General features: G+C 56.6%; 7 protein-coding genes and 8 pseudogenes. 10 read left to right on the top strand and 5 right to left on the bottom strand.

Annotated features, from left to right (window positions below; genetic code table 11):
- Window positions 1-26: 26 nt before the first annotated feature.
- Window positions 27-749, top strand: a pseudogene (locus tag AB3X89_RS35485) (IS6 family transposase).
- Between the two features lie 57 nt (window positions 750-806).
- Window positions 807-1,091: pseudogene (locus AB3X89_RS35480) on the top strand (IS4 family transposase); the annotation flags it as partial.
- On the opposite strand, the gene AB3X89_RS35475 reads toward AB3X89_RS35480, so the two are convergent.
- Complete coding sequence (locus AB3X89_RS35475; RefSeq protein ID WP_368587389.1) at window positions 1,008-1,490, bottom strand: Tn3 family transposase; 483 nt, start codon at window positions 1,488-1,490, stop codon at window positions 1,008-1,010. The pseudogene AB3X89_RS35480 and the gene AB3X89_RS35475 overlap by 84 nt on opposite strands.
- Between AB3X89_RS35475 and AB3X89_RS35470 the strand changes: the two are divergent.
- Window positions 1,443-1,883 (top strand): annotated as a pseudogene (locus AB3X89_RS35470) (DDE-type integrase/transposase/recombinase); the annotation flags it as partial. The gene AB3X89_RS35475 and the pseudogene AB3X89_RS35470 overlap by 48 nt on opposite strands.
- 359 nt (window positions 1,884-2,242) lie before the next feature.
- Here the strand turns inward: AB3X89_RS35470 and AB3X89_RS35465 are convergent.
- The 4 genes and pseudogenes from AB3X89_RS35465 to AB3X89_RS35450 all read right to left on the bottom strand — a co-directional run.
- Window positions 2,243-3,160 (bottom strand): hypothetical protein, encoded by a 918-nt coding sequence (locus AB3X89_RS35465; protein ID WP_368587388.1) that lies wholly within the window; start codon window positions 3,158-3,160, stop codon window positions 2,243-2,245.
- Window positions 3,161-3,358: 198 nt separating this feature from the next.
- Window positions 3,359-3,937, bottom strand: coding sequence for a hypothetical protein (locus AB3X89_RS35460; RefSeq protein ID WP_368587387.1), 579 nt, complete (start codon window positions 3,935-3,937; stop codon window positions 3,359-3,361).
- A gap of 172 nt (window positions 3,938-4,109) precedes the next feature.
- A pseudogene (locus tag AB3X89_RS35455) lies at window positions 4,110-4,292 on the bottom strand (DDE-type integrase/transposase/recombinase); the annotation flags it as partial.
- Window positions 4,293-4,682: 390 nt separating this feature from the next.
- A pseudogene (locus AB3X89_RS35450) lies at window positions 4,683-5,103 on the bottom strand (IS6 family transposase); the annotation flags it as partial.
- A gap of 745 nt (window positions 5,104-5,848) precedes the next feature.
- Here AB3X89_RS35450 and AB3X89_RS35445 point away from each other — a divergent pair.
- The 7 genes and pseudogenes from AB3X89_RS35445 to AB3X89_RS35415 form a co-directional block, all read left to right on the top strand.
- Window positions 5,849-5,995: pseudogene (locus AB3X89_RS35445) on the top strand (IS6 family transposase); the annotation flags it as partial.
- Window positions 5,996-6,100: 105 nt separating this feature from the next.
- Window positions 6,101-6,542, top strand: a pseudogene (locus AB3X89_RS35440) (IS110 family transposase); the annotation flags it as partial.
- Between the two features lie 380 nt (window positions 6,543-6,922).
- Window positions 6,923-8,249, top strand: a pseudogene (locus AB3X89_RS35435) (IS4 family transposase).
- Window positions 8,250-8,679: 430 nt separating this feature from the next.
- Window positions 8,680-8,964, top strand: coding sequence for a hypothetical protein (locus AB3X89_RS35430; protein ID WP_368587386.1), 285 nt, complete (start codon window positions 8,680-8,682; stop codon window positions 8,962-8,964).
- Window positions 8,965-9,203: 239 nt separating this feature from the next.
- Complete coding sequence (locus AB3X89_RS35425; protein WP_368587385.1) at window positions 9,204-10,937, top strand: carbamoyltransferase; 1,734 nt, start codon at window positions 9,204-9,206, stop codon at window positions 10,935-10,937.
- 204 nt (window positions 10,938-11,141) lie between these two features.
- Window positions 11,142-12,776: a phage integrase family protein gene (locus AB3X89_RS35420; protein ID WP_368587407.1), complete on the top strand. Its 1,635-nt coding sequence runs from the start codon at window positions 11,142-11,144 to the stop codon at window positions 12,774-12,776.
- Window positions 12,777-13,162: 386 nt separating this feature from the next.
- Window positions 13,163-13,305: transposase (locus AB3X89_RS35415; protein WP_368587406.1), on the top strand; the 143-nt coding region annotated here is incomplete at its 3' end.

Below are 13,305 nucleotides of genomic sequence, written 5' to 3'. Positions count from 1 at the left end.
TGGGTAGCGAATTTTTGAGCTGTGCGATGAAGAAGACGAAGACACCGCGAACCACACTCGCGCCGGGCCTGGCCAAGGTCCTGAAGCGCCTTCACTACCCGCTTGACGTGATTTTGCTGTGCGTGCGATGGTACGTGGCCTATTCGCTGAGTTTGCGCAATCTTGCGGAAATGATGGACGAGCGTGGTATCGCGGTGGATCATTCGACGGTGTACCGCTGGGTCATCAAGCTGCTGCCGCTCTTCGAAAGGCGCTTCCGCAAGCACAAGCGCCCGGTTGGGAAAAGCTGGCGAATGGACGAGAGCTATATCAAGATCAAAGGTGAGTGGAAATATCTTTAGCGGGCAGTGGACAAGGCGGGCGGCACGGTCGACTTCCTGCTCAGGGCCAGGCGGGACAAGGTCGCTGCCCGGCGGTTCTTTGAAAAGGCGATCGCCCATAATGGTACGCCAGAGACCGTGACCATCGACAAAAGCGGCTCCAATCTGGCCGCACTGGATGCGGTGAATGCCGATCGCGAGACGCCGATCAAGGTCCGTCAGATCAAGTATCTGAACAACATTGTCGAACAGGACCATCGGGCAATCAAACGCCGGACCCGGCCGATGCTGGGATTCAAGAACTTCCACCGTGCGAGGGTCATTCTCGGCGGCATCGAGGTAATGCACATGATCAGGAAAGGACAGATGAAATGTGCGGGCAAAGACCCGTCGCCTGCTTCCCAGCAGTTTTACTCCCTTGTGCCATAAGCAATACTTACCATATCGACATTTCTCGTCCCGACACCCTTACTGCAACAGAACCGGAGAATCCTGTACGCGATGCTGCTTGCACGGCTTGATGGAAACCTGTCGTGCGAAGTATTGCTGCAGCCAATCGAGTGGCAGGCCCTCTACTGCCGTACGCACGGTAGTACAGAAATGCCCGATGAACCGCCCTCACTCGCGCAGGTGATTTTGTGGATCGCCAGACTCGGCGGCTATCTTGCCCGAAAGCGTGATCATCCTTTAGGGCCTACCGTCATCTGGCGTGGCTTTCTTGTTCTGCATGAAATTACGATGATGTACCGAATATTCAGGCAGAACGAATAGCACGACTGCATTACTTGTGGGTAATCCTGAGGGAAATCCCCGGGGCGGTTCACACGGATCGTCGCAGATGGCGGGCAAGTCGATCTGTCCAGCGGGTTTGATCAGGAAATTGTCGTCCTGCTCAATGTTGTCGTCGCCGAAAAACAGATGTTGCAGCTGTGCTTGCAGGTTGGTGAAGCGCGGCGCAAAGTCCATCTCGAACCAGTACATGGCCGCGAAATTCATCTTGTTGATGCTGTGCATGTCTGCGGTGATAATCGTCGGCGCGATATCGATCGTGTTGTGGTAACAGAGGTCGAAGACGTAATGGCTTTCGTGCTCGTGCGCACCGATGAGGTTGGTGAGTGTGGCAACGTAATTGGTGAGCCGTATCTGCTGTGGCGCGCGGTCGATGAGCATGGCACTGAACTCGACGTTCTGGTGCAAAAACGACGCGACAAGGCCACAGCCAAGCGCTTCTTCCAGCGAGTGCTGCGATCAAACCGGTGCCGCGCAGGATCGTCACTAACCAGCTACGCAGCTATCCGGCAGTGAAGTCCACGATTCCAGAGCTCGCTCACGTGAAGCACGTTTTCGTCAAGGCGGTTGCACGCGTGAATAACCGCGCCGAGAATAGCCACCAGCCGACCCGCAGACGCGAACGCCAGATGCTCGGCATTTCGCAATGCGCGTCGCACTCAGGCGTTTCTCTCACGGTTCGGCCCGATCCGGCAGCACTTTGCGGAAAGTCACCGTGCCTTCGCCACATGGTACGGTTGGATTGGAACTGCCTCAATCGGTAAGGCTATTTAATAAGGATAACTACCATTACCAATACCGGTACGCGTACATTCTACATTCGTTAACTTGACAAAGCCGTATCTACAGGCCCGCGAACGAAATCTGCGGCGCTGGTCCGGCGCCACCAGGACCTGGACGCCTGTCGGCGCAGTAACACTGAATCCCGAGCGCGACTGCATCGTTAAAACACATACGCACTCGACTGATATAGAGCCATTGGCCGCATGACCGAGGCGACAACTTGCTTGACTCGCGCCGACGGGAAACCGGCGCCACGCAAGGCCCACTTCGTCGGAGTCGATCGTCGAACCAGGGAAGTCTCAACATTTGTGCAATTTCGTACCAACTTTTCTTCGTTTGACAGACGCCATCTACGGACGTTTAACAGCCATGGTCAAAGCTGTGCGCAAGTTCGGCGTAAGCTCGACATCACCGCTGCTGACGGAATTCAGCGTTTCACGAACCAAGTCCGGATAGGCACCTTTGGAAAGCTGGCCGATAGCGATATTCGCAGCTTCCCCCGGGGAATTCAGCCGAAAGAGTTTTTGTACAGCGAGTGCACGTATCAACTCACTATCGTGGCCGTCCGCTATCTGGTTCAATGTCTGCACGGCCTCACTTCTTAAGTTCGCGGCATCGAGAATGCTTGGTTCCTCAAGAGTGCCGATGAGATTCAGTCGCGCGACAGCGGTCCTCTCATCGGTCGTGGCATCGTTCCTCAAATCGCTCAGCGCCTTACTGAAGACCTCTTGAGGCGTTTGACTTGGCATGTTGAAGTAAGTCTCATACATCTCGGCATATTTGGATTCGTTTCTGCCCTCCCAAATGGCATTTGCTTCTTGCAAGACTATGTCTCTGCCAATTGCAGAATCAACTAGGATAGATCGAAGAATATCTCGCTCCATGCCCTGTTCGGCAGGCATGTCGTGATAGAACTGAGTCACAAGCTTTGCGACCTCGGGGTCATTTTCCAAAGCAATCTGCAGCCGAGCCCGAAACTCATCCAGCTCATTCTGAGACATGTTGCCGCGATTCACGATCTTCTGAAAGATCGCACGAAGGCTCGCGTCAATTTGTACAGGTGTATCATTGGATGCCGCTCCAGAGGGCTTGTCATCGGTGGCCAAACTCCCGCCGGCATTAATGCCATCGGGCCACGCAATTCCCTCTTTGCTGCTTGTCGCGGTGGCTTCGGAAGACCTCAAGTCTGTGGGCTTGTATGCGCGCTTCGCTTGCTCCGAACTTACCGTGGGCGCGGCGAGAAATAAGAGGTACCCTGCCACCACCATCAGCAAGCATCCAACTATGGCTAGATGGACTCGACGCCGTGAAGTTAAATTTATATTGAAGGACATAAGTTTTATTTGTAGATAAGGAACGTCAGCCGTCTGATACAGTGCACGCCTCGCTCTTGGCGGTATCGTGGCGACATCAAAGACACTCCGCTGTCTCAAGCCAATGAACGAGGCGAATCGCGATCTGAGTAACTAAATGCGCTGATAGTTGCAGCTACTGCCACGCCACTCTGGCAAATATCCTTCACGATCATATGCGCCACCGACGTATGTGCAACGCCAACTCTCCCCCCCCATCCAATCGGAACGCCATCCCGCTGGGCAGCTTGACTGCAAGGTGAGGTAGTTATCCGCTCCGATCACGTGGACTTTCCCCCATCGTTCGCTGAAGTTGATGACTGCGCGGCCCTTCCAGCCCGGGTTAGGCCCACAAGTGACCGTTTCGCTACGAATATTGCATGCAGTCCATGACTTATTGATCCCGACATCGATCGCCATTTCGCCGATTTTTATCGGCATTCCCCACTGCGCACCGATGTTAAAGCTGGTGGTGTGGCATGACGAATGGCCTGTCGTTAACGCCACGGTTCCACAGCTTCCTCCAGAGCCACCGAAACAATAGTGCCAGTCCGATCCGTCCAAGGAGTAGCCGTGCTGGCTTTTGCCGATCCAACCCAAGAACCGGGTGTTAAGCGTCTGCGCGCTGACGGGGCCGTTATAAACGTCCAGCCAAGCAGCTATGAGCAGAATTAATATCTTCTTTGATGCCACGGAAGATTCCTCTCTTGGTTTGGGTTAAGGCTACGCTGATCAAGCCGCGTAAATGCGACTTGTTGTGACCAAGGCATGCATAAATTCTCGAGATCGCGAATAACCGCCCAAAAAGCGGGTTCTGTCGCAGTAAGAGCGAGAGGTCGGCCAAGTCCGATATGGTATGGATCCCTTATCCAGCCACTGAATAGAATTGCTGTGCGGGAGTTTGACCAACGCCGCCATCGTCCATCTGCCCCTTGACGATCATGTGCATAACTTCGATGCCGCCCAACAGGATGCGGGCACAACGAAACCTTTTGAACCCAAGCATCGGTCGAGTTCGGCGCTTGATCGCCCGATGATCCTGTTCGAGAGGGTAGGGTCGAGAACTGGCGCGCACACGGTAGGCTCCGGTGGTCTCTCCACCGCTTTCGCGGTGGTCCTCAGTCCGGCTGCCATAGTCACGTTTCCAACTCCCGCCACGTCAAACCGTGCATGCGGTTTTTTCCCGCACACGGCTTTCCTGTCTGCTTCATGTCAAGGTTTATGGAACCCGGTAACCATTAAACAGTCCCAGTTTCCTAGCTTTGTCAAGTTAACGAACGTAGACTGTACGCGTACCGGTATTGGTAACGGTAGTTATCCTTATTAAAGAGCCTTACCGATTGAGGCAGTTCCAGTCCAACCGTACCATGTGGCGAATGGTTCCGAAAGTGCGGCACGGTGACTTGCCGCTTTCATTCGATGTCTGGGTAAAGCAAAGTGCTGCCGGATAGCTGCGTAGCTGGTCAGTGACGATCCTGCGCGGCACCGGTTTGATCGCAGCACTCACTGGAAGAAGCGCTTGGCTGCGGCCTTGTCGCGTCGTTTTTGCACCAGAACGTCGAGTTCAGTGCCATGCTCATCGACCGCGCGCCACAGCAGATACGGCTCCCCGCGACACGAACATCTCATCCAGATGCCATGTGTTGCCCCGCGCCGTCTTTGCACGCTGGGCGAATTCAGCGCCGAACTTGTCGCACCAGCAACGGATTGTTTCGTACGTGACGACGACACCACGCTCGAGCAACAACTCCTCGGTATCGCGCAGGCTCAGGCTGAATCGGAAATGCCAGCGAACCGCGCAGCTGATGACGATGGCAGGGAAAGCGGTGACCGTGATAAAGCGACTTTCTTTTCTTCATCGCTTCATTCTACCCCGCTCCTGCGTCACCCTAACAGAGCCCGCGGATCACATGCCCCTTTTCTTTGGCTAGCTGAGCACACTTAATGGCTAGCGTACCACTACCGACAATAACACTAGACACTTTTGATAAGGTTGAGCGCTTATTCGCCCCATGATCCAGGCGCACCAAAGGAATACAATGCGACATCTCAATCTCCCAGCCAAGACCGGGGGCATCTAACCAAGCGCGCCGCCGTTACGACGACACCAGTCACGATAAGCATCGAAGTCAATGCCGACCACTGAAATGCGGGTTCGCGAACACTATCGAAAGGCTAGTGCGTTGACAAGTTCCCGGCGACTCACGAACATAGACCCCTTGTTGCTGATGTCGCGATTTCCCCCATACCCGCCAGAGCGGGCAAGCGTTCGCATGCACGTCAAGTCCACGCCATCTCCGAGAATAAGCTGAGCGCGCCGCTTCAGATCACGATTGCCGCCCGCAGATGCCTCACCCCAGCCAAACTACCGATCAAGAAAGACTTTGTGCGCGCACAACCAAAAATCAAAACACTACGGGCCGCACGACATTTGCTACCAACGTACCACGAATCGCGAATCGAATGGATATCAATTGTTTTTTCGATATCCATTCGAGTTTCTAATATCGCCCAGTTCTAAGGTTTTTAACAGCACCGGAGTTGGCGGGGTTTTGTCGCATTAGCGCGGTCAAGTAAAATCGTCGACCACAACGTATGACAAGCATGATGGCAAAGACGAAGACGCCGAGCAAGATGCTGCCCGCCGGCATTGGCAAGGTATTGAAGCGGCTGCACTACCCGCTGGACGTGATCCTGCTGTGCGTCCGGTGGTACGTGGCGTACTCATTGAGCCTCCGTAACCTCGAAGAATGAAATGAACGCGTCCCACCCCGTGACCGATCTTCACGGGTCAACGGCATCGATGTGCCCAAGTGGCAAATAGGAAGCTTTCCAAGGCGACCGGAGGATCCAGTGATGAATCGTACAGCAGTCGGTATGGACATCGCGAAAAACGTGTTCCAGTTGCATTACATCGATCAGGAAACCGGCGAGATCTTGAACAAGCCGATCAAGCGAGCAAAGTTCCTCGAACACTTCGCGAACCTTACGCCGTGCCTGATCGGGATGGAAGCGTGCGGTGGTGCGCACCACTGGGCTCGGCAACTGACGACGATGGGCCACGAGGTGAAGCTGATGCCGGGGGGAGTTTGTGAAGGCGTTCAACATCCGAAATAAGAACGATGCGGCGGAGGCCCGGGCGATCTGGCTGGCAGTACAGCAGCCAGGCAAGCCGGTAGCGGTAAAAACCGAGATGCAGCAAGCGATGCTTGGGCTGCACCGGATGAGGCAGCAACTGCTCAAGTTCCGAACGATGCAGATCAATAACCTTCGAGGACTGACGGAATACGGCGAGGTACATATGCGAGCATGCTCTGCCCGTCATCCTTATCGCGACAGAACCCGGCGGTTCGTATTGACTTGTCCGGGAACGACAAGGAAAAAGGGCTGTCGGCCTCTGAGAGAATGTTCCTGATCGGGTGTGATTTCTTCAATGATATTGAAAAAGCGGTCTACAATATTGAGCAACTGGTACCTGCCACCTAAATCATCAGGTGATGCGACGGCTAGGACCATCTCGTTATACAGAAGTAGCGCAGTAGCAGCCGTTTATCCTAAAGCGCATTGAGCGATGCACCGGCGTGACCGGGGTTTGCCAGAATTTCGCGCTTACTCTCGACTTTTCGAATGCGGATTCGTAATGAGCCGGGGTCATGGGTGGACGAGGAATTTGAAACACTGGATCTGGGCGACCCGAGGCGGGATCGTCGTGCGAAGGAACTGCTGAAGCGGTTCGCCGCGCGTCCCACGGCGAGTATTCCGGGTGCCTGTGAGGGCTGGGCCGAGACCATGGCGGCATACCGGTTTCTGGGTAATGAGTCACATTGACTGGCGCGACATGATGCACCCGCACTGGGATCGCACCGCTGTGCGCATGGGCGAGTTACCGGTAGTCCTGTGCGTGGCTGACACGACCGAGCTGAACGTCAACGGGCAGGATATCGAGGGCGCCGGCCCGCTCAGTTATGAAGCGCAGGTAGGCATGTACCTTCACGCTACATATGCGGTCACACCGGATCGCGAGGCGCTGGGTGTCATGAACGCCTGGATGTGGGCGCGCGCCGCGCGACGATAACGGCCGGCGTGGCGGCGTCTGCGAAAGCGTACGATGGATAGAACGTTAAAGGAGATCGTGGCGCAGCAGGCGGCGGCCATGCCGGGCACGCGGCTGGTATATGTGGCCGATCGCGAAGGTGATATCGCCGCGCTCATGCAGCGTGCGCAGGAGTTGGGCGAAGCGGCTGACTGGCTGATCCGCTCCCAGCACAATTGGGCACTCAAGGGCGAAGCAAAACCGTGGGAGACGGTACACGCGAGCGAGGTGCTCGGTCATGTCAGCTTCGTGCTGCCCGGGCGGGGTCGCCAGAAGGCGCGTGAAGTGAAGCAGGAACTGCGAGCACAGCGCGTGAAGTTACCCGGGCGCGGCGGCGTCGAACTGAGCTGCATTGAGGCATGTGAAGTGGATGCGCCCACTGGCGTGAAGCCCGTCGTCTGGCGCCTGCTGAGCAACCGCGAAGTGCCGAATGCACATGCCCTCACCGAACTGATCGACAGGTACCGCGCGAGGTGGGAGATCGAGATGTTCTTCAATGTGTTCAAGAACGCCTGCCGGGTTGAAACGTTGCAGCTCTCGCAGATGGAGCGCGTGGAGAAGGCGCTTGTACTGTATATGGTGGTGTCCTGGCGTATCGCACGGCTCATGCGGCTGGGCAGGACCAGCCCGGACCTGGATGCTTCGCTGTTATTTGAGGCTGACGAGATACACGGCGCTCACGTGCTCTCAAAGAAACCCCGCCCGAAAAAGCCACCGACGCTTAACCAGATGATACGGATGATCGCGTCACTGGGCGGATTCCTCGGGCGCAAGGGCGATGGTGAACCCGGCGCGAAGATACTGTGGATTGGCATGCAGCGTGTCATGGATGCGGTGATCACCATCCAGATCCTGCGTGACGGGTACGACACTTCTGTATATCGAGACGGGCCAGGACGCCGTCGCTATTAGAACTCCGTTGTCGAAGATATGGCTTGACGACCTATATGGCAAATTCACGGGATACATATGATATCGGCACTTCTAGGTAAGGTTGCGTTTGACGAGCAACGACTGGCCAAGGACCTAGCACTGTTAGAACAACATCCTCCCGCACCGGAAGTGTATTCGGAGTTTCGAGTTGGCACATTCCATACATACAATCTAAGAAACCCTTGTTCGGAGGTAAACGATACGAGGCTCAATGCGGGAAACAAAGATGCAGGGTCTACGTCGCTCGGTGTGCAACTGACTTATCTCGATGAACTGCTCAACGTTCTCTTCGAGCCTTCTGCAATTCGTATGGTACGTGTGATGAAAATTCACGCGGGCATGCCATTCCCGAACCGGGATATGGTGGAGTTCGGCGAGGCTGGACGCAAGTTCACGCGAGTCCCACGTCATGCTCAAGACGAATCCAACTGCATTGCACTCGGAGTCGTCCGATGTCTTTCGAATGGAAGCGGAAGACATCGGGTTTCTGCATGTACATGGGACACATGCTGCGATCAATCGCGAAGCCGGCCCGCGATATACGATGGTGGTCGATTTGAACGAGAAGTTCGATCTTCGCTCATTGTCTACGCGACCCGGTGTCAGACCATCCACGCCGACAATGATAAGGCGCAGCAAGCTTACTTATGAGGAAATCGATGAAAAAACTGGTCAGCCGACAAAATGTACTTGATTTTTCCAGTTTTTTTCGAAATTGCGTTTTTACAAGAAAATTTCAGTTGACCACTCGTCATCCATGACCAGGGAATTTTTCTCTGGCACCAGCGAGGAAGCAACAGCAGAGATTTTGACGAGCGATTTCCTCTAAACGAACGCTGGATGTGGTGCTAGGCACTGTTCCGGTAATCAATGCATCGTCGAGATACTGGTCAGTGAAGTATTGAAGTAGCCTCAACCTTAAAGGATTCCAAGATGTATGTACTTGGTATTAACGCCGCTTACCACGAATCTGCCGCTTGTCTTATCAAGGATGGGCAAGTCGTAATGGCGATCGAAGAGGAGCGTCTAAATCGCATCAAGCATGGGAAACTCGCCAGTCCCGGGACGACGGGCGAGTTGCCATGGCTCGCGATCAATAAGTGTCTCGAGGCTGCGGGCATCACGCTTGCCGACTGTGAGCACCTCGGTTACTCCTTCAGCCCTGAAATTCTTCAAGAGGGTGTGGCACAATGGCGGGATACGAACGACACGCCTCACGTGTGGCCGCTGGAGAAGGATAGCTACCAGACAATCGAAGGGGGGCTGGACTTCATTGATGGGGTGCTGTCCGCGCGCAGGCAACTGATTGAGAACGCCGGATTCAGGGGGACCTTCCACTTTCTGCCGCACCACGATTGCCACGCCGCAAGCGCCTTCCACGTGTCGCAGTTCGATAAGGCCGCGGTGCTCGTGATTGACGGAATCGGGGAATGGGCGAGTACTTCGCTGTACTACGGAGAGGGCACGCAACTGCGCAAAGTGCACGATTTTATTTTTCCGAATTCACTCGGGTTTGTGTGGGAGAAGCTGTCAAAATATCTTGGCTTTAGCCAGTACGATGCGTCCAAGGTCATGGGTCTCGCCGCCTATGGCGACGCTACCAAAACCATTGACCTATTTGCGAAGATTGTGACTAGCAAGCAAAACATGAGCGTCGATCTGGCCGTGCTGCGTCATGAATCGCCAGACTTTTCTCCGTTGGAGACGCTTTTCGGCCTGCCAAGGCGCTATGAACCTGTGGACTTCAACGTCGAGAACTGGCAGGCCTACGTGAATGTCGCAGCTGGCCTGCAGTTGCTGACCGAACAGGTGCTCGTAGAAATCCTGCGTCGTTTCGATTATCAAACCCATCGCAACTTGTGCATGGCCGGGGGCGTCGCGCTAAATTGTGCAGCTAATGGCGCGATTGTGCGTGAGAAGCTGTTCGACAATATCTTTATTCAGCCGGCCTCCAACGATGCTGGCACCGCGATGGGGGCTGCATTCCTGATTTGGAATCAAATGCTTGGTCGGCCGCGGGACTATGTGTTTACGAACGCCTACCTCGGCCCGAGCTACACTGACGATGAAATCGAGGCGGTGCTTTCTCGCACGAACCTGAACTACAACAAGGTGGAAGTTGCGGGGAAAGCCGCGCAGCTTATCGCTGATGGCAACATTGTCGGTTGGTTCAGTGGTGGGATGGAGTGGGGGCCGCGTGCGCTTGGTGCGCGTAGCTTGCTAGCAGATCCACGCAACAAAGACATCCGCGAATTGATGAACGTCAAGGTGAAGCATCGCGAACTTTACCGTCCGTTCTGTCCAAGCATTCTCGGAGAACGTGCAGAGGAATGGTTCATCGGAAGTACCGACGTGAATGCAGGAAAGTACATGCTTACGACGTCAGTGGTCCACCCCGAAAAGGCGGGTGCGATCCCGGCGGTCGTTCATTTTGACCAAACTGTACGTGCGCAGACGGTTTATCGGGAGGATAACCCTGAGTACTACCGCTTGATTTCTGAGTTCGAGGCACTCACAGGCGTTCCGCTGCTGCTAAACACTTCCTTCAACGACTCGGAGCCGATTGTGTGCAGCCCTCAGGACGCCATTAATACATTTTTGAAGACCGACATCGACTACCTCGTGCTTGGCAACTACCTCGTTGAGAAAAACCCAGGTTACACCTGACATCTGCCCTGAGACCTGGCCGTACATGGGGTTGTAAGCCGGAATCGCCGAAATTTTGGAAGTCCTTTGATTTCAGGTGGTTAGAGAAGGTCGAGACCCGCAAGCATGGCTGCGATGTCGATCGGGTTCTCGTTGCGAAACGTGTAATGCCCGAGCCCGGCTCGCGACGCCTGCCGAACCCGGGGGTTCCCGGATGCCGATGCGCTGGCCGCGCTGCGTGGCTGGTATGCAGGCCTCAGTTCACGTGCAACCGTCCTGCGCTACCTGCCTGGCCTTAAGGCGCCGGGCCAGTCCGCACGTGGCATGCTCGGCCGCATCCGCCGGCAGCTCATTGCGTTCGCCGAAAGCCGCCATCGACTGGATCTGGCGGCGGTATTCCAGCACACGCGCCAAGAGCGGCAGGGCCGAGCCAAGGCAGTTGAACACGCGCTCAGGACGTTGCCCTCGTTGACTGCGCCACAGCCCCAGATCAGCGACGACATTGAATGGTGGCTCGCACCCCGGACCGCGAATGCCCTGCGTGCACACGGCATCCATACGCTCTCGGAACTGACCGTACGCATCCGGCGACGGCGCGGATGGTGGCGAACGATCGAGGGGCTCGGCGCGATGGGGGCTCGGCAAGTCGAAGCATTCTTCGCCGAGCATCCGCTGTTGACCGAGCGCGCCCGCGCACTGGTCGCGGTCACCCAGCCACGCAGCATCGTGCCGTGGGAAGAGTTGCGCCTGCCGCACGAGGTCGATGGCTCGCAGGGCAGTTTCCGGGCGCCGCGTAATGCCTGCACGCTGAACGTGACGAACGATTACGAGGCGGTACAGGCGTGGCTTGCGCTGCACGAAACAGCGACGACGCAGCGCGCCTATCGCAAGGAGGCCGAGCGGCTGATCCTGTGGGCGATCGTCGAACGCGGGCGGGCGCTGTCGTCACTGACAACCGACGACGCGATCGCCTACCGGGCGTTCGTGAGACGTCCGACGCCGCGCGAGCGCTGGGTCGGGCCGCCGCGGCCGCGCGATTCCGTCGAATGGCGCCCCTTTACGGGCGCCCTGTCAGCGCGCTCCGCAGCCTACGCACTGACGGTGCTCTCGGCGCTGTTTCGCTGGCTGATCGAGCAGCGTAACGTGCTCGCCAATCCGTTTTCCGGCGTCAAGGTCCGAGGCCACGCCTCGCAGCCAGCGCTGGACACGACGCGCGGTTTCACCGAGGGTGAGTGGCTGCAGGTCCGCGCGATTGCCGACGGCCTCGAATGGTCCTATGGCTGGTCGGAGCCAGCGGCGCAGCGGCTGCGCTTCCTGCTTGACTTCGGCTACGCGACGGGTCTGCGCGCGAGCGAACTGGTCGGCGCCGAGCTCGGCAGCATCCGCGTGGACGGGCACGGTGATCACTGGCTGCATCTGGTCGGCAAGGGCAGCAAGCCCGGCAAGGTGGCACTGCCGCCGCTCGCGCGTACTGCGCTCGATCAGTACCTTGCACAGCGACGCCTGCCTGTCACGCCACAACGCTGCAACCCGAAGACATCACTGGTCGCGAGTCTGGGCGAAGACGGCGACGCGGGTATCGCGGGTTCGCGTCTGGGGCGCGTCATGCGCCGCTTCTTCGCACAGGCAGCCGACGTGATCGAGGCCGATCATCCGGTAGCTGCCGAAAAATTGCGCCGCGCGAGTCCGCACTGGATGCGCCACAGTCACGCGAGCCACGCGCTCGCTAGCGGGGCCAAACTGACCAGCGTGCGCGACAACCTGCGCCATGCATCGATCGCGACGACATCGATGTACCTGCACGGCGACGAAATCCAGCGTGCGAGGGATATGGATCAGGCCTTTGCCGCCCGAAAATAGCCGCTAACCTATTGAATTCGAAGAATTTCGAAAAAATCGGCGGTTCCAGCTTATAACCCCTACAAGCGAATGATTTCGTTGGCATCCCAATGGCCGTGCCACTTTCAATCCTCAGGTCCAAGACCGCTGAGGCGAGAAATTTTTCAAGCGCCAGAGCGAGTACGATCGCCAACGCGCAAGGCATTGACTTCACTGCTTTCGGTAGCGCCTGAACGACGGCGACGCTCAGCGACCGGCGATGACACTGCGCCGGTCTCCCACACGAATCTTGCGGGCTTGCGTTCAACGAAGGCAAACAGAGGTGGCGCCGGAATTTCGGACAAGGTCGGTAAGTGGAACGGTCGGGGCCTGAGCTGGTCATAGGGACCAGCAAAAGGAACCCAAAGATGGCAAAAAGAAGCGGCCGGTCGCATAGCCCGGCATTCAAGGCAAAGATAGCGCTGGCAGCCCTAAAGGGCGACAAGACGCTGGCAGAGCTGGCGCAGCAGTACGATGTTCATCCGAACCAGATTACGGACTGGAAGAAGCA

It is taken from the genome of Paraburkholderia sp. BR14320 (assembly GCF_040948665.1).
GTDB lineage: Bacteria > Pseudomonadota > Gammaproteobacteria > Burkholderiales > Burkholderiaceae > Paraburkholderia > Paraburkholderia youngii.
Note: the sequence above shows the minus strand (reverse complement) of the source record. Positions and strands in the feature narration are given on the sequence as shown.